The organism is Streptomyces sp. NBC_00258 (genome assembly GCF_036182465.1).
Taxonomy (GTDB): domain Bacteria; phylum Actinomycetota; class Actinomycetes; order Streptomycetales; family Streptomycetaceae; genus Streptomyces.
In genome coordinates, this window is record NZ_CP108081.1 from 6,876,921 (window position 1) to 6,899,947 (window position 23,027).

A 23,027-nucleotide genomic window follows, 5' to 3' on the forward strand; every position below is an offset into this window, starting at 1 on the left:
CCCCATGCGAGGCACTCCCGGGGTTCGCGGTCGTTGCGATGCAGCGGTGGCGCGAGACCATCGTTCCGAATGCGTTCGGCAGATGCAAGGGCAGATGCACGTGCACGTGCCCGAATTGGACCTTCCCATACCGCTTCTTGGTCATTTTTTCCGCGACCTTCTTGCCGCTTTTTTGTGTCTGGCTTGTCTTCTCCTTGTCGATTCCTGTGTGTCCCCGCTGAAACCTTGCCGTTTCTGTAATCGAACGAGTACTGCTTGGAGTGATTTAGTGGCAGACTGCGGCCCTTGAAGACGGGTTGGGGAGGCGGACGAACGTGAGCGCGCAGGAGTCGGGATCGGTGGTACGACGCATGCTGCTCGGCTCGCACCTGAGGCGGCTGCGCGAGTCGCGCGGCATCACGAGGGAAAAGGCCGGCTACTCGATCCGCGCCTCCGAATCGAAGATCAGCCGTATGGAGTTGGGCCGGGTGAGCTTCAAGACGAGAGACGTCGAGGATCTGCTGACGCTCTACGGGATCGCCGACGAGGCGGAGCGGACCTCCCTGCTCTCCCTCGCCAAGGAGGCCAACGTCGCGGGCTGGTGGCACAGTTACTCGGACGTCCTGCCCAGCTGGTTCCCGACGTACGTCGGCCTGGAGGGCGCCGCGTCCCTGATCCGCTCCTACGAGGTCCAGTTCGTGCACGGCCTGCTGCAGACCGAGGCGTACGCGCACGCGGTCGTGGCCCGGGGCATGAAGGGCGCGAGCGAGGCGGACATCGAGCGGCGCGTGGCGCTGCGCCTGGAGCGCCAGAAGTACCTGGTGTCGGAGAGCGCCCCGGACTTCCACGTCGTACTCGACGAGGCGGCCCTGCGACGCCCGTACGGCGACCGGGAGGTGATGCGCGGTCAGCTCCAGCACCTCATCGACATCTCCCAGCGTCCCAACGTGCGGCTGCAGGTCATGCCGTTCAGCTTCGGCGGGCACGCGGGTGAGAGCGGGGCCTTCACGGTGCTCAGCTTCCCCGAGTCCGACCTGTCCGACGTCGTGTACCTGGAACAGCTCACCAGTGCGTTGTATCTGGACAAGCGCGAGGACGTCACCCAGTACGAGAAGGCGATGAAGGAACTCCAGCAGGACAGCCCCGGTCCCGACGAGAGCCGTGACTTGCTCAGGGGTCTGCTGCAGCTCTCCTGAGGTCTGCCCTCCAACTCCCTTGAGACACCAGTACGATGACGTGTGATCAGACCGTGAAGATGATCGTTCGGGTGTCTGCTGCGGCAGCAAGGGATTGAGGGATCACATGTCGTCCTACTTCACCGACCTGGCTCAGCAGTACATCGACGGCGAGTGGCGTACCGGTACCGGCTCCTGGGACATCATCGACTTCAACCCGTACGACGGTGAGAAGCTCGCGTCGATCACGATAGCCACGGTCGACGAGGTGGATCAGGCCTACCAAGCCGCCGCCCGCGCCCAGAAGGAATGGGCCGCGACGAACCCGTACGCGCGTCGTGCCGTGTTCGAGAAGGCCCTGCGGATCATCGAGGAGCGCGAGCAGGAGATCGCCGAGGTGATCATCGCGGAGCTCGGCGGCACGCATCTGAAGGCCGGCTTCGAACTGCACCTCGCCAAGGAGTTCCTGCGCGAGTCGGTCAACCTGGCGCTGCGGCCCGAGGGCAGGATCATCCCCTCGCCGGTCGACGGCAAGGAGAACCGCCTCTACCTCGTCCCGGTCGGCGTCGTCGGTGTGATCAGCCCCTTCAACTTCCCGTTCCTGCTGTCGCTGAAGTCCGTCGCGCCCGCCCTTGCCCTCGGCAACGGCGTGGTCCTCAAGCCGCACCAGAACACCCCGATCGTGGGCGGTTCCCTGGTCGCGAAGATCTTCGAGGACGCGGGCCTGCCGGCCGGTCTGCTCAACGTCGTGATCACCGACATCGCGGAGATCGGCGACGCCTTCATCGAGCACCCGGTCCCGAAGGTCATCTCCTTCACCGGCTCCGACAAGGTCGGCCGCCATGTCGCCACGGTCTGCGCCGCGAACTTCAAGCGCTCCGTCCTCGAACTCGGCGGCAACAGCGCGCTGGTGGTCCTGGACGACGCGGACATCGACTACGCCGTGGACGCCGCGGTCTTCAGCCGGTACGTGCACCAGGGCCAGGTCTGCATGGCCGCGAACCGCGTCCTGGTGGACCGCTCGATCGAGGCCGAGTTCACCGAGAAGTTCGTCGCCAAGGTGAAGACGCTCAAGGTCGGCGACCCGAGCGACCCGCAGACCGTCATCGGCCCGCTCATCAACTCCTCGCAGGCCGACTCCGTTTCGGGCGTCGTGGACCAGGCGATCGCCGAGGGCGCCACCGCCCTCGTGCACGGCACCGTCACCGACAACCTCGTCGAGCCGTCCGTGCTGACCGGCCTGCCCGCCGACTCGGACATCCTCCGCCAGGAGATCTTCGGCCCCGTGGCGCTCCTCGTCCCGTTCGACGGCGAGGAGGAGGCCGTGCGGATCGTCAACGACACCCCGTACGGGCTGAGCGGCGCCGTGCACACCTCCGACGTCGAGCGCGGTGTCTCCTTCGCCAGGCAGATCGACACGGGCATGTTCCACGTGAACGACGGCACCGTGCACGACGAGCCGCTGGTCGACTTCGGCGGCGAGAAGTCCTCGGGCATCGGCCGGCTGAACGGCGAGTCGACGGTCGGCGCCTTCACCACCCAGAAGTGGATCTCGGTGCAGCACGGGCGCAGCTTCTTCCCGTTCTGACCTGCCAACTCCTTTACGGGGCGCCCCTGCCGACCGCGGCGAGGGCGCCCCGTGCCACGTCCAGGGGACAGGGGGCGTGCGGGGCGCGCGGTACGGCTTCAGCGGCGACTCAGCAGATAGGCGTCCGGACCGTACGCGGCGGCGATGTCCTGCGCCGGGATACCGAGCATCGTGGAGAACGCCGTCACGACCGGCAGATGGGCCGCGCCGGGCTCGTCACCGGTGAGGAGGTCCCCGACCGCGTCACGGAGCGCGGGGCTGAGGCGCAGCTGGTCGACGGCCATCCTCGCCGTCTGCGCGGTGCCCGGCTCCTGACGGCTCAGCAGACGGTAGAGCGCCATCGCCACCCGTCCGGTCGCCGCGCCCGCTCCCGCGTGCTCCCGGGCGTACGCCTCGGCGGATCCGTGCGCCGCGAGACTCAGGGCGTCCTGGATACCGAGGGTCGTGCCGGCCGCGAGGATCGGGTGGATGTGCCCGACCGCGTCGCCGACCAGCGCGAGCCTGCCCTGCCCGTAGTGCACGCGGGGGCGAAAACCGGTCGCGGACCACGTCAGCCGGCCCGCCGCCAGGGCATCGGCCAGCGGCCGCCGCAGCACCTCCGGCATCAGCGGCACGAAGTGACGGTGCAGATACGCGTGCAGCGCCGGCGGTCGCGGATGCGTCGGGGGTACGTCGAGGACCACCCGGATAGCGTCGGGAGCGATGGAGTAGATGGCCACACCGTGCCCGGGCACCTCGCTCGCGACCTGGAACGACTCGTAGACCGGCAGCCCGGGCCCTTCGAGCACGACACCGGCCGAGTGCGACACGACGGTCTGCGGTGTGTGCCCGAACAGCGCGCGGCGGACGCCGGAGGAGCGGCCGTCCGCCGCCACCACGAGATCGGCGCGCAGCCGCGTCTCCTGCCCGTCGCGGGTCAGCCGGACCGTGCCGTCCGGTGTGGCCGAGGTGACGCGGGCGCAGGTGAGCACCTCCACCCCGGGCCGCTCCACGACACTGTCCCGCAGCGCGTCCACCAGCTCCGCGTGGGGCATGGACACCGCCCGCATGCCCCGCCGGTACGGCACCACGACCGGCTCGTGCCCCTCGTCGGCCAGGTGCATGCTGACGCCCGTACCCCGGACGTGCCCGCCCTCCGGAAGCGCCAGGCCCCAGCGCAGCAGCACATCGGCGGCGGTCGGATGCAGCCATTCCACGGCGAACGGCGAGGCGGGCCCCCGCTCCATGCGCTCGACCACCACGACCCGGGCACCGCGGTCGGCCAACGCGTGCGCGGCGGCGCAGCCGACGGGGCCGGCCCCCACGACGATCGCGTCCACGGATTCGCTCATGCCTGGCTCACATCCCGGGCTGGCGCCCTGTGTTGACGGTGCGTCACTGTTGGTGACCGATCGCCTACGGAACCTAGCCCATGTCCGTTCTCCGCCCCGGCGGCGTACCACGATCGGGCGAGAAGGTCGCCGAGCCCGCGCGGCGCGGCGGCGGGACCGGTAGGAAGGGGGCACCGTCGGGTGGCGCACCAGGCCGTTCCGAGGGCCGTGCAGGGTCGTTGAGAGAGTGCCGCACCAGGCCGGTCCGTGGGCCGTTCCGGGCCGACGGCGACCGCTTTTCCGACCTATCGCCAGGCGTGACGTGCGACGTGACGGCTGTGAAAGAAGGGCTCCTTGTCCCCCGTTCTCCCTCAGCCCGCCGTTCCCGACCCTGCCTCCGCCCCCGACATCGCCGCCGCCTACGCGTCCTGCCGACGGCTGGTCAGGTCCTCCCGCTCCGTCGAGTACTCCGTCATGCAGCTGATGCCGGCCGCGCTGCGCCCCGCGTGCTGGGCCATGTACGCGGCCGCGGTGACGACCGACGCCCTTGTCGACGACGAGGAGGGCAGCCCGGCCGAGCGCGCCGCGAGACTGCAGGCCTGGGTGGACGCCCTGCGCGCGGAGCTCTCGGAGACGGGATTCCCGGCCGTGGGACCGTCGGCCGCGGGGCACTCCCGGGCAGGGCTGTCCCACGGGCCCGGGGGAGACGGACGGGACCGCGGGGACCCGGTCCGCCGAGCGCTCGCGGACACCATCCGAACGTGGCAACTCGACGTCGAGACGTTGACGCCCGTCTTCACCGCCCTGCGCGAGGACGCCTCGGGCCGCCGCCCGCAGACGTGGCGCGAGTGGAGCCTGCGCACCCAGGCGGAGAACACCCCGTGGGCGATGTGGTGTCTGACTCTCCTGACCCGGGCCGGAGTTCCCACCACGGTCCGCCAGGAGCACCTGGAGGCCATGCCCGCCTTCCTCGACGGCCTCTACCTCACCGACACCCTCACCGACCTGGCGTCCGACCTCGGCCGCGGCATCCTGACGCTCCCGGAGGAGGCCCTCGCGGCCCACGGGGTCCCCGAGGCCGACCTCCTCGCCCGCCGCTGGACACCGCCCGTCGAGGCACTGATCGCCGGCCTGACGGAGCAGGCCCACGACTGGCTGGAACAGCCCGCGCTGCAGCGGGGGGTGCACCCGGGGATGGCCGTCCTGCTCCGCACCTCCACCGACCTCTTCCGGGCCCGCGTGCGCACCGCCCGACGGCTCGGCCCCGCGCTGCTGCACCGCACCGCCGAACTGTCCCCGGCCGTACGGCTGCGGCTGCTCGCCCCCGCCCGAGTCCGTGCCGTACGAGCCTGGCGCCGGGCCGCGCTCGTGCAGCCGGCCGAGCCCGTGGTGGCCCTGCCCGAGCCCAGGCGCGAGGCCGATCCGGCGTTCCTCCCGCCGGTTCCGCCGCGCCCCCACCCGAGCGGGGAGTGCGCGCCGGACATCCCCGCGGAGCGGCTTCCCCGGCACGTGGGCGTCATCATGGACGGCAACGGCCGCTGGGCCGCCCAGCAGGGGCTGCCCCGCAGCGAGGGCCACCGCGTCGGCTCCGACGCCACCCGCGACGTCGTCCACGGGGCGCTGGAGCTCGGTCTGAGCCATCTGACGCTCTACGCGTTCTCCACCGAGAACTGGCGGCGCGACGCGAGCGAGGTCGCCCGGCTGTTCCGCACCATGCACGACACCCTGCGCGACTCGGACCTGCGCTCCCTCGACGTCCGCCTGCGCTGGGCGGGCAGTCCCGAGGGGCTCCCGGTCGACCTGGCCGACGCGCTGCGCCAGAGCGCGCGCGACAGCCGTCACCGGACCGGGCTGACACTCACGCTCTGCGTCAACTACGGGGGCCGCGCCGAACTCGTCCAGGCCGCGGCGGGACTGGCCCGCGCGGCAGCGGCGGGCGAGTTGGACCCGGACCGCATCGACGAACGCCTCCTCGCCGCCCACCTGCCGCACCCCCACCTTCCTGAGGTCGACCTGCTGTGGCGCACCGGCGGTGAACACCGGATCTCCAACTTCCTCCCCTGGCACCTCAGTTACAGCGAACTCCACTTCACGGACACGCTGTGGCCCGAGGTCGACCGCCGCGACCTGTGGCGGGCGGTCAGCACGTACACGCACCGCAGGCGACGGCACGGGGCCGCGCCGGTCGTGGAGGGCACGCGGGTCTGAAGTCCCGGATTTCTGCCTGGAGTCCCGGCTCTCATTGAGGACAGAAGCTGACCGCAAGGGTCCGTAACTTGGTTGATGTCAGCAGGCAAGAGGACCCCGATGAGAGGCGGCCACCCATGGTCATGCACGTGCACGCGGAGGCCCACGGCGACGAGCGCGGGGCGCTGCTCGCCTTCCTGGACGAGCAGCGCGGGGGCATCCGCCGGACGTTGCTCGGCCTGACCGACGAGCAGGCCGCCACCCGCCCGAGCGCCAGCGAACTCTCGCTCTCCGGGCTGCTCAAGCACGTCGCCGAGACCGAGCAGGGCTGGCTGTCGCGGGCCCGGCAGGTGGTGCCCGACACCCAGCGCTCCGAGGAGAACTGGGGCGACAGCTTCCGGCTCGTCGGCGACGAGACCGTCGAGTCGACGCTCGCCCACTGGGACAAGATCGCCCGGCAGACCGAGGACTTCATCCGGACCGTGCCCAGCCTGAACGACACCTTCCCGCTGCCCGACGAGCCCTGGTTCCCGGACGACGAGGCCGTGTCCATGCGCTGGGTGATGCTCCGCCTGATCGCGGAGATGGCCCGGCACGCGGGCCACGCCGACGTCATCCGTGAGTCCCTGGACGGGAAGACCGCCTTCGAGCTGGTCGCGCAGGAGCAGGGAGCCTCCTGGGGGTGAGTCCGGGGGGAGCACTGAGGGTGAGGTGCCGCCCGGCGCCGGGGAGACGGGCCATACGCTGGCTCCATGTCAGCGATCCGTCTCCTCGTGCTCGGCGCCGTGCGCCAGCACGGCCGGGCCCACGGCTACCAGGTGCGCAACGACCTGGAGTACTGGGGCGCGCACGAGTGGTCCAACGCCAAGCCGGGCTCGATCTACCACGCGCTCAAGCAGATGGCGAAGCAGGGACTGCTGCTCGCCCACGAGATCGCGCCCTCCACGGCCGGCGGTCCGCCGCGCACGGAGTACGAGATCACGGAGGCGGGCACCGCGGAGTACCTCACGCTGCTGCGCCACTACCTCACCGCGTACGACCAGAAGCCGGACGTGCTCACGGCCGCACTCGGTTTCATGGTCGACCTGGACCGCGAGGAAGTCCTCGAACTGCTGGAGGAGCGGGTGCGCGCCATAGAGGCGTGGCGCAAGGGCGTCACCGAGTACTACACGCCCGAGGAAGGCCCCGAACAACTGGGCCACATCGGCGAGATCATGAACTTCTGGGTCACCTCCGCGGACACCGGCGCCCAGTGGACCCGCGGCCTGATCGAGCGGATCAGGGGCGGCGCGTACGTCTTCTCCGGCGAGGGGGATCCGTTCGTGGGGGTGCTGGCGGAGGACGAGGCGAACCCGTACGCGACGGGGGAGTCCCATCCGGGGGACGCGCGCTGAGCTGAAGGGCGCGCGCTCGGCGATCGGGGTTCGGGTTCGGAGAATTTTCGCTAATCAAGTTTGACTAAATGCCCGGCCGGGCATACGGTTCACCGGCACGCTGGTAGTCAAGTTTGATTACTCGAAGTTGAAGGGAGCCCGATGACCGACGTGATCGTCGTCGAGGGCGTACGGAAGAGTTACGGAGACAAGCACGCGCTGGACGGGCTCGACCTGAGCGTCGGGCGCGGCACGGTGCACGGAGTGCTCGGGCCGAACGGCGCGGGCAAGACGACCCTGGTCCGCATCCTGGCCACCCTGCTGCGGCCCGACGAGGGCCGCGTCGAGGTGGCGGGGCACGACGTGAGGACCGACGCGCACGAGGTGCGCTTCCGCATCGGACTGCTCGGCCAGCACGCGGCGCTCGACGAGGAGCTCGGCGGACGGCAGAACCTGGAGATGTTCGGCCGCCTCTACCACCTGGGCGCCCGCCACGCGCGCGTGCGGGCCGACGAACTCCTGGAGCGCTTCGGCCTGGCGGACACGGGCCGCAAGGCGGTCAAGCAGTACAGCGGCGGCATGCGGCGCCGCCTCGACCTCGCGGCCTCGCTCATCACCGAACCGGAGGTGCTCTTCCTGGACGAGCCGACGACGGGCCTCGACCCGCGCGGCCGCGCGGAGGTGTGGGACGCGGTGCGCTCCCTGGTCGGCGGCGGCACGACCGTGCTGCTCACCACGCAGTACCTGGAGGAGGCGGACCAGCTCGCCGACCGCATCTCGGTCGTCGACCGGGGCCAGGTCATCGCGGACGGCACGGCGGACGAGCTGAAGGCGAAGACGGGCGGCGACCGGATCGACGTCGTACTGCACGACGCCGGCCAACTGGGCGCGGCCGTGGCCCTGTTGCCCTTCGACAAGGCCACCCTCTCGGTGGACACCGACCGGCGCCTGCTCAGCGCCCCGGTCACCGACCGCATGACGGCCCTCGCCGGGGCCGTGCGCGCCCTGGAGGAGGCCGGGATAGAGGCCGAGGACATCGCGCTGCGCCGGCCGACCCTGGACGAGGTCTTCCTGCACCTGACCGGCAAGACCGAGGAGGCCGCGTGAGTACGTCGTTGAGTTGGGCCGTCACCGACTCCTGGACCATGACCCGGCGCGAACTCGCCCACTGGGCGCGGCAGCCCTTCCAGGTCTTCGTGGGGCTGGCGTTCCCCGTGATGCTCCTGCTGATGTTCGGCTATCTGATGGGCGGCGGCAGCGGCATCTCGGGCGACTACCGCGAGTACCTGGTGCCGGGCATGTTCGCGCTGACCATGGCCTTCGGCCTCGACGCCACCATGGTCGCGGTCACCCAGGACCTCAACAAGGGAGTGATCGACCGGTTCCGGTCGATGCCGATGGCCGTCGGCGCCGTCCTCGTGGGCCGTGCGACCGCGGACATGCTGCAGTCGGCCCTCTCCCTGGTGGTCCTCGTCGGCGTCGGGCTCGCGGTCGGCTGGACCTGGCACGGCTCGTTCGCGGCCTTCCTGGGCGCCCTCGGCCTGCTGCTCCTGCTGCGGTTCGCGATGCTGTGGATAGGCATCCACCTGGCCATGGTCGCGGGCAAGCCCGAGCTGGTGGTCACCGTGCAGATCCTGGTCTGGCCGGTGAGCTTCCTCTCCAACGCCTTCGCCACCCCCGAGTCCATGCCGGGCTGGCTGGGGGCGACCGTCGAGTGGAACCCGATGTCCGCGACGGCCACCGCGGTCCGTGACCTGTTCGGCAACGAAGGCGGCGCCGTGAGCACCTCCTGGGCGGCGGAACACGCCCAACTGCTGGCGGTGCTCTGGCCACTCGCCCTGATCGCGGTGTTCTTCCCGCTGGCGGTACGGAGGTTCGGGGCGCTGAGCAAGTAGCGGGGGAGGAGGCGGCCGGCTCAGTGGTGGAAGCCGGTCGCCGCTCCCTTGTCCCGGGCCAGCGGATGCTGCTGCTGACGCAGTTCGGGCAGCAGACTGCCCAGGTCCTCCACGAACAGCTCGGCGAGGTCGGACGAGAACCCGTTGCGGCACACCACCCGCAGCACGGACAGGTCCTGACGGTTCTCGGGGAAGGTGTACGCGGGCAGCAGCCAGCCGCGCTCCCGCATGCGCCGGGACACGTCGAAGACGTCGTACGCGGTGATGTCCGGAGCCGTTGTGAAGGCGAACACCGGCAACTGGTCGCCCCGGGTGAGGAGACGGAAGTCGCCGAGCGCCTCGACCCGCTCGGCGACCCCCAGGGCGACGTCCCGCGTCGTCTGCTGAACGGCCCGGTAGCCCTCGCGGCCCAGCCGCAGGAAGGTGTAGTACTGCGCCACGACCTGCGCCCCCGGCCGGGAGAAGTTGAGCGCGAAGGTCGGCATGTCACCGCCCAGGTAGTTGACCCGGAAGACCAACTCCTCCGGCAGCTCGGCGGCCGAGCGCCACAGGGCCCAGCCGACACCCGGGTAGACGAGGCCGTACTTGTGCCCCGAGGTGTTGATGGAGGAGACCCGCGGCAGCCGGAAGTCCCAGACCAGGTCCTCGTCGAGGAAGGGAGCGACCATCGCGCCGGACGCGCCGTCGACGTGGACGGGGATGTCCAGACCCGTGCGCGACTGCAACTCGTCCAGGGCGGCGCAGAGTTCGGCGATCGGCTCGTACGACCCGTCGAAGGTGGAGCCGAGGATGCCGACGACGCCGATGGTGTTCTCGTCGCACAGTTCGGCGGCGGCCTGCGGGTCGAGGTGGAACCGGTCGCCCTCCATGGGCACCAGGCGCGGCTCGACCTCCCAGAAGTTGCAGAACTTGTCCCAGCAGACCTGGACGTTGATGCCCATGACGAGATTGGGGCGGGCCCCCGGATACCGGTCCGCGTTCCGTTTGGCCCAGCGCCGTTTGAGCGCCATGCCGGCGAGCATGCACGCCTCGCTGGACCCCGTCGTCGAACAGCCCACGGCGGCGGACGGATCCGGCGCGTTCCACAGATCGGCGAGCATCGCCACACACCGCCGCTCCAGCTCGGCCGTGCGCGGGTACTCGTCCTTGTCGATCATGTTCTTGTCGCTGCACTCGTCCATCAGCACCCTGGCCTGGGGTTCCATCCAGGTGGTGACGAAGGTGGCGAGGTTGAGACGGGAGTTGCCGTCCAGCATCAGCTCGTCGTGTACCAGCTGATACGCGGTGGAGGGCGGCAGCGGCCCGTCCGGCAGCCGGTGCTGGGGCGGGGCCTCGGTCATGCCACCGACCGGATTCGCCTGCCCGTAGAAGGGGTTGACGGTCGCGGGGCGCTTGTCGGGCTGCTCGGGGCCTTTGTGCAGCGGCATGGGTCCTCCGGTCGGTGGGGTCGGGTCTCCATGGTGGGCCACCACCCCGTCATAAGCGGGTAAAACCGGCATGGCACCCGGTGGATTCGGGTCCGGTGGATCCGGTCGGTGGATTCCGGCTTGCACCTCACGTGACGTGAGGCCTCAGCCTGAGGTGCGTACCGAAAAGGAGGGAGCGGAGACGATGAGCTACTCCGTGGGACAGGTCGCCGGTTTCGCCGGGGTGACGGTGCGGACGCTGCACCACTACGACGGGATCGGGCTGCTCGTGCCGAGCGAGCGCAGCCACGCGGGCCACCGGCGCTACGGCGACGAGGACCTCGACCGGCTGCAGCAGATCCTGTTCTACCGGGAGCTGGGCTTTCCGCTCGACGAGGTCGCGGCCCTGCTCGACGACCCGGAGACGGACCCGCGCGCACACCTGCGCCGCCAGCACGAGCTGCTGACCGCCCGGATCGAGAAGCTGCAGAAGATGGCCGCGGCCGTGGAGCACGCCATGGAGGCACGCACGATGGGCATCAACCTCACACCCGAGGAGAGGTTCGAGGTCTTCGGAGACAAGGACCCCGAGGAGCACGCGGAGGAGGCCGAGCGCCGCTGGGGCGGCACGGAGGCGTACGCGGAGTCGCAGCGCCGCGCCGCCCGCTACACCAAGGACGACTGGAAGCGCATGCAGGCCGAGGTCGCCTCCTGGGGCGAGCGCTACGACGCCCTCATGGCGGCCGGCGAGCCCGCCACGGGGGAGCGGGCCATGGACATGGCCGAGGAACACCGGCAGCACATCGGCCAGTGGTTCTACGACTGCTCGTACGAGATGCACCGGGGACTCAGCGAGATGTACATGTCGGACGAGCGGTTCAAGGAGTTCTACGACTCCATGCGGCCGGGGCTCGCCGAACACCTGAGGGACGCGATCACGGCGAACGCGGCACGGCACGAAGCCTGACTGCGGGCGGCACGAAGCCCGAGGTGAGCGCCGCGAAGTCCGAGGCGATCGGCGAGTGCCCGCCGGTAGGGGTGGGTAAGGGGCGTTCGCAACGGCGGGCGCCCCTTACCCACGTCCGCCGTCGGCCTACTCCTTGACCATCACCACGGCCGTGCCGTACGCGCACACCTCCGTCCCGACGTCCGAGGCCTCGGTCACGTCGAAGCGGAACGCCAGCACACCGTTGGCGCCGCGCGCGCGTGCCTGCTCGACGAGCCGTTCCATCGCCTGGTTGCGGGTCTCCACCAGCGTCTTGGTGAGGCCCTTGAGCTCGCCGCCGATCATCGACTTCAGACCGGCCCCGATCTGGCTGCCCAGGTGCCTGGAGCGCACGGTCAGCCCGAAGACCTCACCGATGACCTGTTCGACCCGGTAGCCGGGCACGTCGTTCGTCGTCACGACCAGTACGTCGGGCTGGGGTCCCTGACCGCCGCCGTATTCTTCGATTCCCATGGCTCACAGCTTTGTCCCAGTCGGGGCACAGTGCATCCTGTACGAGTCGGTGGAACCTGGTCACGTCATGCTGCGTTGATAACTTTGGTCGGCCACATCCTCGGCTGCCGCATATCCACCACCCTTCAGGAGTCCGGAATCGTGACGACGACGCTTGCCCTCGGCCCAAGCTGGTTGGATCCGGACTACCTTCTCGACTCGTTCGGCATCTGGGGCCTGCTCCTGATCGTCTTCGCCGAGTCCGGCCTGCTCATCGGCTTCTTCCTGCCGGGTGACTCCCTGCTGTTCACGGCGGGTCTGCTCATCACGTCGAACCAGCTGGACTTCCCGCTGTGGGCCGCCATCGTCCTGATCTGCATCGCCGCGATCGTCGGCGACCAGGTGGGCTACATGTTCGGCAAGAAGGTGGGGCCGTCGCTCTTCACCCGCCCTGACTCCCGCCTCTTCAAACAGGAGAACGTGGTCAAGGCCCACGAGTTCTTCGAGAAGTACGGCCCCAAGTCGCTGGTCCTGGCCCGCTTCGTGCCCATCGTGCGCACGTTCACGCCGATCATCGCCGGCGTCAGCGGCATGAAGTACCGCTCGTTCCTGATCTTCAACGTGGTCGGCGGCATCCTCTGGGGCGCGGGCGTCACGCTGCTCGGCTCCTGGCTCGGCCAGATCGACTTCGTGAAGAAGAACATCGAGCCGATCCTGCTCCTGATCGTCTTCATCTCGGTGGTCCCGATCATCATCGAGTTCATGCGGGCCCGCAGTAAGTCCAAGAAGAACCCGCAGCGGCAGCCCCCGGCGGCCCACATGCCCCCGACGGCCCCCACCATGGACGACCGGACGACCCAGCTCCGCCGCATCCCCCCGGCCCACGAGAACGGCCAGGACGACTACTACGGCAACGGCGGCCAGAACAACGGCCAGAACCAGCAGTACCAGCAGCAGCCCTACACCCCGGACCAGGGCTACGACCAGAACTACGGCGGCCACCCCCAGGACCAGTACGCCCAGCAGTACCCCCAGAACTACCCGCCCCAGAACCAGCAGCAGTACCCCCAGCCCCCGTACCCCCAGGACCAGAACCAGGGCCAGCAGTACCCCCAGGACCAGGGCTACCCGTACGGCCAGAACTACCCGCAGAACTGACGAACGCGGCTCAACTGAAACGCGCCCCTATAGGGGCGCGGGGCCGTGACATATGCGGCTTCGCCGCGTGGGCGCGACAAGCCACAACGGCCCAGCACCCGGCTACGGGACCTCAGCCACGCAGGATCAAAGCCGCCCCAAGAGGACCCGCACCTCAGAACCCACGGGTCCTCTTCGCAGCCCTTCGCGCCCCCGCAGACGCCCCGGGCAACCGCAGGAACAGCCGAGAAATCTCGGACCCCAGATTCACCCCGATGGCGATGGCCATCGCAAGGGCGGCCGCCTTGGTCAGCGACACCAGCCCCTCGTCGACATCGTTCTGAGCGATCGCCAGCAGCCCGAAGTACGTGGCCGACCCCGGCAACAGGGGCCCGATCGCCGCGGTGGTGTAGGGCAACGCCGAAGCGAACCGATACCGCGACAGCAACTGCCCGAACAGCCCCACGAGCCCGGCCGCTGCGGCTGTCGAGGCGACGGGCGAGATCTCGCCCACGTAGTGCATGGCCCCGTACACGCTCCATGCCACGCCTCCGTTGAGCGTCACGATCAGCACGGTGGAACGTTCCTGCTGGAGCAGCACCGCGAAGCAGAGCGTCAGGAGCATCGACGCGGCGATCTGCCACCCCGGACGGTTGGAGGACTGCAGGGCCGCGTCCGGATTGAGCTCGGCGCCCAGCTTCACGCCGAAGTACAGGATCACGAGGACGCCGATGACGATGCCGACGTAGAAGTACATGACTTCCAGAAGCCGGGCCGCGGCGGTGATGTAGTAGCCGGTCAGGCCGTCCTGTACACCCGCCACCAGCGCCCGCCCGGGCAGCAGCGCGAACAGCCCACCGGTGATGACCGCGGAAGCGCGCACGTCGACGTGCGCGATCGTGAGCGCGGCCCCCATCGCGGCGGCCGGCATCGCGGCCACCGTGAACTGGTAGAACTCCGGCAGCCCGCGCCCCGCGCACAGCCATGCCAGCCGGTCGCCGAGCATCGCGCCGATGGCCGCCGCGATGAACACGATCAGGTCACCGCCGACGAGCACGGAGGCCGCGCCCGCGAGGCCCCCGGTGGCCATGGTCAGCAGCCAGCCGTTGTACGGGTGCCGGTTGCGGCGGATCTCCGCGAGCCGCCGGTAGGACTCCTCCAGGGAGACCTCGGTCTGCTCGTCGCTGATGTCGTCGACGAGCTGGTAGACGGCCGCCAGACGCGTGTAGTCGGTGCCCCGGCGCCGTACGGTCCGCGACGCGGTCACCGGATCGTCGACCAGCGACGGCTGGTACGAGATGGACAGCAGCGTGAAGGTGACGCCCGGCTCGCAGCGGTCGAGGCCGTACGAGCGGCAGACGGCGAACATGGCCGCCTCCACGTCCTCGGCGCCCTCGCCGCCCGCGAGCAGCAACTCGCCGATACGCAGGGTCAGGTCGAGCACGCGCGGGACGGCCGGACCCTCGTCCTCCGTCTTCTGCACGGTCTCGGGGACGGGCCGCTCGGCGACGGGCATGCGCAGCATCGTGCGCATCCGGTCCTGCCAGGGGACGTCCTTGGTGAGATCGACGCGCGGTATGCCGGCGGGCGGGGTGAAGGCGGGCGGCGCGTGCTTCGAGCTGTACGTCCTCGGCGTGCTGAACGCCGACCCCTCCGACTCGGTGGCCGGCACCTGAGGGACACCGAGCCCCTTGGGGAGCGCGAACTCCGACGTCGTCGAGGACTCCTCCTCGACCGGCGCGGGCTGCGCCACCACACCGGCGGGCGGGACGAACGCGCTCCTCGCCTCGTCCGACTGCGGTTTACGGTCTTCCGCCTCCGGCTCGGTCACCCACGACTCCTGAATCGCACGTCCAGTACGCCTCAGTATGCGCACTGACAGACAAAGGGGCCGCGCGACCCCGAGGGGTCACGCGGCCCGCAGGCCACAGGGGGTCAGTGCCCGCCCTGCTCCTTGGCACGCTTGTAGGACCGCTCGATCTCGGCCTCGGCGTCCGTACGGCCCACCCAGTTGGCGCCCTCGACGGACTTGCCGGGCTCCAGGTCCTTGTAGACCTCGAAGAAGTGCTGGATCTCCAGACGGTCGAACTCCGACACGTGGTGGATGTCCCGCAGGTGCTCCACACGAGGGTCGTGCGCGGGCACGCACAGCAGCTTGTCGTCGCCGCCGGCCTCGTCCGTCATACGGAACATGCCGATCGTGCGGCACTGGATGAGACAGCCGGGGAAGGTCGGCTCGTCCAGGATGACCAGGGCGTCCAGCGGGTCGCCGTCCTCGCCGAGGGTGTTCTCGACGAAGCCGTAGTCGGCCGGGTAACTGGTCGAGGTGAAGAGACGACGGTCCAGACGGATCCGACCGGTCTCGTGGTCCACCTCGTACTTGTTCCGTGAACCCTTCGGAATCTCGATCGTGACGTCGAACTCCACCGGTGGCTCCTCCATGATCAGCACATAGTTCTGGTGATTAAGTGTCCCTCACGCAGGTGTGTGATCGCGAAAGGGGCTGGTGGTCGTGCCAGAGCTGAAGGCTTGGCGGGCCGCGAGACCGCATGTGGTGCGGGTCGCGCGGTCCGTGAGACCGCAACTCGTACGAGCCGTGGGAGCAGTCAAGCCACCGCTCGTCCGGGCCGCAGGAGCCGTGAAGCCGCTGGTCACGCAGCCGTCGACCGTGCAGTTCACGGCGGGCGCCGCCACCCTCGGACTCGTCGTGGCGGCCACCGTGGTCACTGCGGCCGGGCCCTGGGACTCCACCGGTCAGCGTACGGCGGAGCGCGACTGGGCCGCATCGCAGGGGCGCGCAGGTGGCGCAGATCACGGTCATGTGTCCGGTACGTCCGGAAAGGCGCCGGCGCCCGCTCCCAGCGCCGCGTCCGTGCTCACCGGACTCGGCGGCTCCGTCGGCGCCGGGCCGTCCCCCACGGAGAAGGCCCTCGCCGACGTTCTCGGCCCGCTCCTCGGCGACCCCGCGCTGGGCTCCGAACGTGCGGCCGCCGTCGTCGACCTGGCCACCGGAAAGCGCCTGTACGGCAAGGGCGCGGACGACGCGCTGACCCCGGCGTCCACCACGAAGATCGCCACGGCCGTCGCGGCCCTCACCGCGGCGGGCGCCGACCACCGCATCGCGACCCGTACGGTCCTCGAACCCGGCGCCCCCGGCAAGCAGGAGGTCGTCCTCGTCGGCGGCGGCGACCCCACGCTGACCGCCCGCAAGGACGCGGAGGGCAACGCGAGTCTGCGCACCCTCGCCGACGACACGGCCCGCGCCCTCAAGGACCGCAAGACCGACGAGGTGACCCTCTCGTACGACACCTCGCTGTACGAGGGTCCCGACGTGCACCCGATCGGGCTCGACAACACCAACGTCGCCAGGGTGACCGCCCTGATGGCCGACGAGGGCCGTCTCGACGACTCCTCCAGCGGCACCGCGAAGCGCAGCGAGAACCCGGCGGCCGACGCGGCGAAGAAGTTCGCGGACCTGCTGAAGGACCGCGGCATCAAGACCACGGTCCCCGGCCCCTCCAAGGCGACCGACCGCGCCAAGGCCCTCGCCACGGTGAAGTCCCCGCCTCTTTCCGCCCTGGTCGAACGCATGCTGACCAGCAGCGACAACGACATCGCCGAGGCTCTGGCCCGCCAGACGGCCGTCGCCGCGGACGAACCGGCGAGCTTCAAGGGCGGCGGCACCGCCATCCGCAAGCAGCTCAAGAAGCTCGGACTGCCTCTCAAGGGCGCGGAGTTCGCCGACGGCAGCGGCCTGGACCGCGCCGACAAGCTCACCGCCGACCTGCTCACCGCCCTGCTGGCCAAGGCAGCCGATCCCGCCCACCCGGAGCTGCGTGCCGCCCTCACGGGCCTCCCCGTGGCCGGTTTCACCGGCACCCTCAGCACGCGCTACGCAGGCCAGCCCGGCACCGGCCTCGTACGGGCCAAGACGGGCACCCTGACCGGCGTACACACCCTGGCGGGCACCGTCGTGGACACGGACGGCCACCTCCTGGCCTTCGCCTTCCTGACGGCCTCCGACCCACCCACCGAGCCGACGGCAACCCAGAAGGGCCTGGACGCCCTGGCATCAACACTGGCGACCTGCGGCTGCAACTGAGGACGCCGGGGGAGCCCCTACGGTCCACTCCCTGCCCCAAGCGGCAGCGCTCACGTACGGTTGACTGCATGACGAGCATCGGTGGTGCGGAGATGGTCGACTGGAATCTCGCGGTGGCGACCGCGACCCGGCTCGTAAGGCCGGGCCCAGAAGTGAGCCGCGACGAGGCCAGGGCCGTCGTCGCGGAGCTGCGCCGGCACGCAAAGGCTTCGGAGGAGCACGTCCGCGGCTTCACGCGGATGGGAGGCGACGACCTCCGCGACACTCCCATCCTCGTGGTCGACCGCCCGGGCTGGGTCCGGGCGAACGTCGCCGGGTTCCGCGAACTGCTCAAACCGCTGCTCGACAAGATGCAGGAACGTCGCGGCAGCACCCCCGGCGGAGCCGTCCTGGGCGCCGTCGGCGGCAAGGTCACCGGCGTCGAGTTGGGCATGCTGCTGTCCTTCCTCTCCTCCCGGGTCCTCGGCCAGTACGAGACCTTCGCCCCGGCCACCCGCGAACTCCCGGCCGGCGAGAACGGAGGGGGCAGGCTCCTCCTGGTCGCGCCGAACATCGTGCACGTGGAGCGCGAACTCGACGTCCAGCCCCACGACTTCCGGCTCTGGGTCTGCCTCCACGAGGAGACCCACCGCACGCAGTTCACGGCCGTGCCCTGGCTGCGTGACCACCTCGAGGGCGAAATCCAGTCTTTCTTGGGGGAGACCGAGGTCGACCCCATGACCGTCCTGGAGCGCGTCCGCGAGGCCGCCCAGTCCCTCGCGGGCGGCCGCCCCGAGGGCGAGGAGGGCGACGACCAGCGCTCCATCGTCGAGATCGTGCAGACCCCCGCCCAGCGCGAGATCCTCGGCAGGCTGACCGCCGTGATGTCCCTCCTTGAGGGCCACGCCGACTTCGTGATGGACGGCGTCGGGCCCGCAGTCGTCCCGTCCGTGGCCGAGATCCGCGAGAAATTCCAGCAGCGACGCGCCCGCGGCGCCTCCCGCCTCGACCTGGCCCTGCGCAAGCTGCTCGGCCTCGACGCCAAACTGCGCCAGTACCGCGACGGGGAGCGATTCGTACGCGCGGTCGTGGACGAGGTCGGCATGGACGGCTTCAACCGGGTGTGGACCTCGCCGAACACGCTCCCCACCAAGTCGGAGATCGCCAAACCGGCGGACTGGGTCGCGCGGGTGCACCGTAAGGCAGAGTCGTGAAACGAATCCGGCCGACGGCAGGTGAACGCCCCTCCAATCACCCGTCCGAGGGACCGTGAGCGATGGGTAGGCGTGCAATGCTCGGGGAACGGCCCGGTTCTGTCACCATCTACACACTCTGAGTGACCGAACCTCGGGCTCACCCCCCGACAATTTCATGAAGGGAACCGGACATGGGTCCCCATCCTGCGGTCGCGGCGATACGCCTGGCGGTCCGCCGCGTGCTCCATGACGTCCTCACCGACCACACGCCCTCCCCTGGCGCCACCCCCGCCTCCTCCGCCTCCCCGGGCACTTCGCACGAGCAGCCGCCCCCGCCGCTCGTGCTCGTCGCGTGCTCCGGCGGCGCCGACTCCATGGCGCTCGCCTCCGCCCTCGCCTTCGAAGCCCCCAAACTCGGCATCCGCGCCGGCGGTGTCACCGTGGACCACGGTCTGCAGCCCGGCTCCGACCTGCGTGCCGCAGAGGTGGTGCTGCGCCTCAACGAACTCGGCCTGGCCCCGGTCGAGTCCGTGGCCGTCACCGTCGGCCGGGACGGCGGGCCCGAGGCCGCGGCCCGCGACGCACGCTACGGCGCGCTGGACGCCGCCGCCGAGCGCCACGGCGCCGCCGCGGTCCTGCTCGGCCACACCCGCGACGACCAGGCCGAAACCGTCCTGCTCGGCCTGGCCCGCGGCTCCGGCATCCGTTCCCTGTCCGGAATGGCCGCCGTCTCCGGAGGGCCGGGAGCCGCCCGCCGCTACCGCCGCCCCTTCCTGCACCTCGACCGGCAGACCGCCCGCAAGGCCTGCATGGTCCAGTCCCTGCCCGTCTGGGACGACCCCCACAACGCGGATCCGGCGTACACCCGTTCCCGGCTGCGCCACGAGGGACTGCCCGCCCTGGAGAAGGCGCTCGGCAAGGGCGTCGTCGAGGCACTCGCCCGTACGGCCCAGCTGTCGCGTGACGACGCCGACGCGCTCGACGCGTGGGCGGGTCAGGCCGAGGCGTCCGTGCGCGACGCCACGGGCCTCCTGGAGTGCGCCAAGCTGTACGCCCTGCCGCCCGCCGTGCGCCGCCGCATCCTGCGCCGCGCCGCCATCGAGGCCGGGGCGCCCGCCGGTTCGCTGTTCGCCCGGCACATCGAAGAGGTCGACCGGCTGATCACCGGCTGGCGCGGTCAGGGAGCCATCAACCTCCCGGGCAAAGTCGTCGCCCAGCGGCAGGGTGGCAGACTGGTGATTCGGCAAGGCTGAAAAAGGGTTCCCCTTCGGGGAGCGACCCGCCCCGGAGGGCAACCCCTTCGGGGAGCGGCTCCTCTTCGGGGAGGGCCGGGAAGCAGCCGGTGGGACGACCGAAAGTGATGCGGGTGGACGCGAAAGACCTGGGCACCGACCTCAAGTCGGTGCTCATCACCAAGGAAGAGATCGACGCGAAGCTGGGCGAGCTGGCCGCGAAGATCGACGCGGAGTACGCGGGCAAGGACCTGCTGATCGTCGGTGTCCTCAAGGGCGCCGTGATGGTCATGGCGGACCTGGCGCGGGCCCTGTCCACCCCCGTCACCATGGACTGGATGGCGGTGTCCTCGTACGGGGCGGGCACCCAGTCCTCCGGAGTGGTGCGGATCCTCAAGGACCTCGACACCGACATCAAGGGCAAGCACGTCCTGATCGTCGAGGACATCATCGACTCCGGGCTCACACTCTCCTGGCTGATCTCCAACCTCGGCTCCCGCGAGCCCGCTTCCCTCAAGGTGTGCACGCTGCTGCGCAAGCCGGAGGCCGCGAAGGTCGCGATCGACGTGGAGTGGGTCGGGTTCGACATTCCCAACGAGTTCGTCATCGGCTACGGCCTCGACTACGCGGAGAAGTACCGGAACCTGCCGTTCGTCGGTACGCTCGCGCCTCACGTGTACGGCGGCTGAGGCACCCTGGAGGGACGGCGTCCCACTGACAGGGGTCCAACCCCTGTAGGACGTCCGGGAACCCCAGCGGGTTTCGCGCCGTTGGAGCATGCGTAGACGGGTTTGTCAGCCGGACCGCGCAGCTTCGGGTGACAATGCTGAGGTACCGTCCGAAGAACAGTCTTATCAAACTCACTATGGCAGGAGGGACGGGGCGGCACCGCTCCGTATGGATGGACGTGAAGCGATACTTCCGTGGGCCGGTCATGTGGATCGTGCTGGCCGTCCTTGCCGTGGTCGTGTTGATGCAGGTCGTCGGCTCGTCCGGTGGCTACAAGACGGTGGACACAGGCCAGGTCGTCCAGGCGATCAATGACAACAAGGTCCAGCAGGCCAAGCTCACCACCGGCGACGAGCAGATCATCAAGATCGAGCTCAAGGACGGTACAAAGGTCGAGGGCAGCTCGAAGATCCAGGCGAGCTACATCGGCGACCAGGGCGTGGCCCTGGCCACCACCCTCCAGGACAAGTACCAGAACAAGCAGATTCCGGACGGCTACACGGTCTCGCCGACCAAGCAGAACGCTTTCGTCGGCATCCTGCTGTCCCTGCTCCCCTTCGTCCTCATCGTCGTTGTCTTCCTGTTCCTGATGAATCAGATGCAGGGCGGCGGCTCCCGGGTCATGAACTTCGGGAAGTCCAAGGCGAAGCTCATCACCAAGGACACCCCGAAGACGACGTTCGCCGATGTGGCGGGCTCGGACGAGGCGGTCGAGGAGCTCCACGAGATCAAGGAGTTCCTCCAGGAGCCGGCGAAGTTCCAGGCCGTCGGGGCGAAGATCCCCAAGGGCGTGCTCCTCTACGGGCCTCCCGGTACGGGCAAGACGCTGCTCGCGCGTGCTGTCGCGGGCGAGGCGGGCGTCCCGTTCTACTCGATCTCCGGTTCCGACTTCGTCGAGATGTTCGTCGGTGTCGGTGCCTCCCGAGTCCGTGACCTGTTCGAGCAGGCCAAGGCGAACGCCCCGGCGATCGTCTTCGTCGACGAGATCGACGCGGTCGGCCGCCATCGCGGTGCCGGCCTCGGCGGCGGTCACGACGAGCGCGAGCAGACGCTGAACCAGCTGCTCGTCGAGATGGACGGATTCGACGTCAAGGGCGGTGTGATTCTCATCGCCGCCACGAACCGTCCGGACATCCTCGACCCGGCCCTCCTGCGCCCCGGCCGATTCGACCGCCAGATCGCGGTCGACCGCCCGGACATGCAGGGCCGTCTGGAGATCCTCAAGGTCCACCAGAAGGGCAAGCCGGTCGCTCCGGACGTCGACCTGGGCGCGGTTGCCCGGCGTACGCCCGGCTTCACGGGCGCGGACCTGTCGAACGTGCTGAACGAAGCCGCGCTGCTCACCGCACGCAGCAACCTGAAGCTCATCGACAACAACATGCTCGACGAGGCGATCGACCGTGTGGTCGCGGGCCCGCAGAAGCGGACCCGGATCATGTCGGACAAGGAGAAGAAGATCACCGCGTACCACGAGGGCGGACACGCCCTGGTCGCGGCGGCGTCTCCGAACTCCGACCCGGTCCACAAGATCACGATCCTCTCCAGAGGCCGTGCTCTGGGCTACACGATGGTCCTGCCCGACGAGGACAAGTACTCCACGACCCGCAACGAAATGCTCGACCAGCTGGCATACATGCTGGGCGGGCGCGCGGCCGAGGAACTCGTCTTCCACGACCCGACCACGGGTGCCGCGAACGACATCGAGAAGGCCACCGCCACGGCCCGCGCGATGGTCACGCAGTACGGCATGACCGAGCGTCTCGGCGCGATCAAGTTCGGCGGCGACAACACCGAGCCCTTCCTGGGCCGGGAGATGTCGCACCCGCGCGACTACTCGGAAGAGGTCGCCGCGCTCGTCGACGAAGAGGTCAAGAAGCTCATCGAGAACGCGCACAACGAGGCCTGGGAGATCCTGGTCGAGAACCGCGACGTCCTCGATGCGCTGGTCCTCCAGCTGCTGGAGAAGGAGACGCTGAGCAAGGAGCAGATCGCCGAGGTCTTCGCTCCCCTCATCAAGCGTCCGGCCCGCCCCGCGTGGACCGGTTCCTCCCGGCGCACGCCGTCCACCCGCCCGCCGGTGCTCTCCCCCAGGGAGCTGTCACTGACGAACGGGACGAACGGCGCGAGCCCCGCGATCACCGCGAGCACCAAGGCCTCCACCGAGGCGCTCCCGGTGACCGAGTCGGCCCCCGAGGACCGTTCCGAGAGCTGATCCAGGCTCGGGTGCGATACACCTCACCAGGTCCGGAACGAAATGCCGCGCCCCCCAGGTCTTAGCCTGGGGGGCGCGGCATCGTTGTA

Annotated in this window: 19 protein-coding genes; 14 read left to right on the forward strand and 5 right to left on the reverse strand. The window is 69.8% G+C overall.

The window, feature by feature from the left end; all coding sequences use genetic code 11:
• Positions 1 to 350: 350 nt before the first annotated feature.
• Both OG718_RS30650 and OG718_RS30655 read left to right on the forward strand, forming a co-directional pair.
• On the forward strand, positions 351 to 1,175 hold the full coding sequence (locus tag OG718_RS30650; RefSeq protein ID WP_189843317.1) for a helix-turn-helix domain-containing protein: 825 nt from the start codon (positions 351 to 353) through the stop codon (positions 1,173 to 1,175).
• Positions 1,176 to 1,281: 106 nt separating this feature from the next.
• Positions 1,282 to 2,742 (forward strand): aldehyde dehydrogenase family protein, encoded by a 1,461-nt coding sequence (locus OG718_RS30655; RefSeq protein ID WP_143640376.1) that lies wholly within the window; start codon positions 1,282 to 1,284, stop codon positions 2,740 to 2,742.
• A 98-nt stretch (positions 2,743 to 2,840) separates the two neighbouring features.
• On the opposite strand, the gene OG718_RS30660 is transcribed toward OG718_RS30655, so the two are convergent.
• Complete coding sequence (locus OG718_RS30660) at positions 2,841 to 4,073, reverse strand: FAD-dependent oxidoreductase (protein WP_306939275.1); 1,233 nt, start codon at positions 4,071 to 4,073, stop codon at positions 2,841 to 2,843.
• Positions 4,074 to 4,406: 333 nt separating this feature from the next.
• On the opposite strand from OG718_RS30660, the gene uppS reads away from it, so the two are divergent.
• From uppS to OG718_RS30685, 5 genes are all read left to right on the forward strand, one after another.
• A complete protein-coding gene (uppS, locus tag OG718_RS30665; RefSeq protein WP_328845715.1) occupies positions 4,407 to 6,260 on the forward strand; it encodes a polyprenyl diphosphate synthase in 1,854 nt (617 codons plus the stop codon).
• Positions 6,261 to 6,376: 116 nt separating this feature from the next.
• On the forward strand, positions 6,377 to 6,925 hold the full coding sequence (locus OG718_RS30670; protein ID WP_328845716.1) for a DinB family protein: 549 nt from the start codon (positions 6,377 to 6,379) through the stop codon (positions 6,923 to 6,925).
• Between the two features lie 66 nt (positions 6,926 to 6,991).
• Entirely contained in the window at positions 6,992 to 7,633 is a 642-nt protein-coding gene (locus tag OG718_RS30675) for a PadR family transcriptional regulator (RefSeq protein ID WP_143640381.1), read from the forward strand.
• A gap of 141 nt (positions 7,634 to 7,774) precedes the next feature.
• Entirely contained in the window at positions 7,775 to 8,719 is a 945-nt protein-coding gene (locus OG718_RS30680) for an ATP-binding cassette domain-containing protein (RefSeq protein ID WP_143640383.1), read from the forward strand.
• A 38-nt stretch (positions 8,720 to 8,757) separates the two neighbouring features.
• Positions 8,758 to 9,507, forward strand: a complete 750-nt coding sequence (locus OG718_RS30685; protein WP_143640507.1) for an ABC transporter permease — start codon at positions 8,758 to 8,760, stop codon at positions 9,505 to 9,507.
• A 20-nt stretch (positions 9,508 to 9,527) separates the two neighbouring features.
• Here the strand turns inward: OG718_RS30685 and OG718_RS30690 are convergent, their stop codons facing one another.
• Positions 9,528 to 10,934, reverse strand: a complete 1,407-nt coding sequence (locus tag OG718_RS30690) for a glutamate decarboxylase (RefSeq protein WP_143640384.1) — start codon at positions 10,932 to 10,934, stop codon at positions 9,528 to 9,530.
• A 184-nt stretch (positions 10,935 to 11,118) separates the two neighbouring features.
• Here OG718_RS30690 and OG718_RS30695 point away from each other — a divergent pair, with 184 nt between their 5' ends.
• Entirely contained in the window at positions 11,119 to 11,880 is a 762-nt protein-coding gene (locus tag OG718_RS30695) for a MerR family transcriptional regulator (RefSeq protein ID WP_143640386.1), read from the forward strand.
• Between the two features lie 126 nt (positions 11,881 to 12,006).
• Here the strand turns inward: OG718_RS30695 and OG718_RS30700 are convergent, their stop codons facing one another.
• Positions 12,007 to 12,372, reverse strand: a complete 366-nt coding sequence (locus OG718_RS30700) for a YbjQ family protein (protein WP_143640388.1) — start codon at positions 12,370 to 12,372, stop codon at positions 12,007 to 12,009.
• A 141-nt stretch (positions 12,373 to 12,513) separates the two neighbouring features.
• Between OG718_RS30700 and OG718_RS30705 the strand changes: the two genes are divergently transcribed.
• A complete protein-coding gene (locus OG718_RS30705; RefSeq protein WP_328845717.1) occupies positions 12,514 to 13,509 on the forward strand; it encodes a DedA family protein in 996 nt (331 codons plus the stop codon).
• A 154-nt stretch (positions 13,510 to 13,663) separates the two neighbouring features.
• Here the strand turns inward: OG718_RS30705 and OG718_RS30710 are convergent, their stop codons facing one another.
• On the reverse strand, positions 13,664 to 15,319 hold the full coding sequence (locus tag OG718_RS30710; protein WP_143640392.1) for a threonine/serine ThrE exporter family protein: 1,656 nt from the start codon (positions 15,317 to 15,319) through the stop codon (positions 13,664 to 13,666).
• A 104-nt stretch (positions 15,320 to 15,423) separates the two neighbouring features.
• On the reverse strand, positions 15,424 to 15,915 hold the full coding sequence (locus OG718_RS30715) for an inorganic diphosphatase (protein WP_055610781.1): 492 nt from the start codon (positions 15,913 to 15,915) through the stop codon (positions 15,424 to 15,426).
• A gap of 79 nt (positions 15,916 to 15,994) precedes the next feature.
• Between OG718_RS30715 and dacB the strand changes: the two genes are divergently transcribed.
• From dacB to ftsH, 5 genes are all read left to right on the forward strand, one after another.
• Positions 15,995 to 17,590 carry a D-alanyl-D-alanine carboxypeptidase/D-alanyl-D-alanine endopeptidase gene (gene dacB / locus OG718_RS30720; RefSeq protein WP_328845718.1) on the forward strand — a complete coding sequence of 532 codons (1,596 nt, stop codon included), beginning with the start codon at positions 15,995 to 15,997 and terminating at the stop codon, positions 17,588 to 17,590.
• Between the two features lie 68 nt (positions 17,591 to 17,658).
• Positions 17,659 to 18,783, forward strand: a complete 1,125-nt coding sequence (locus OG718_RS30725) for a zinc-dependent metalloprotease (protein ID WP_143640396.1) — start codon at positions 17,659 to 17,661, stop codon at positions 18,781 to 18,783.
• Between the two features lie 173 nt (positions 18,784 to 18,956).
• A complete protein-coding gene (gene tilS / locus OG718_RS30730; RefSeq protein WP_328845719.1) occupies positions 18,957 to 20,018 on the forward strand; it encodes a tRNA lysidine(34) synthetase TilS in 1,062 nt (353 codons plus the stop codon).
• 107 nt (positions 20,019 to 20,125) lie between these two features.
• The gene (gene hpt / locus OG718_RS30735) at positions 20,126 to 20,686 is read left to right on the forward strand and encodes a hypoxanthine phosphoribosyltransferase (RefSeq protein ID WP_143640508.1); all 561 of its coding nucleotides are present in this window, start codon (positions 20,126 to 20,128) and stop codon (positions 20,684 to 20,686) included.
• 212 nt (positions 20,687 to 20,898) lie between these two features.
• Positions 20,899 to 22,938 (forward strand): ATP-dependent zinc metalloprotease FtsH, encoded by a 2,040-nt coding sequence (gene ftsH / locus OG718_RS30740; protein ID WP_143640509.1) that lies wholly within the window; start codon positions 20,899 to 20,901, stop codon positions 22,936 to 22,938.
• Positions 22,939 to 23,027 lie beyond the last annotated feature (89 nt).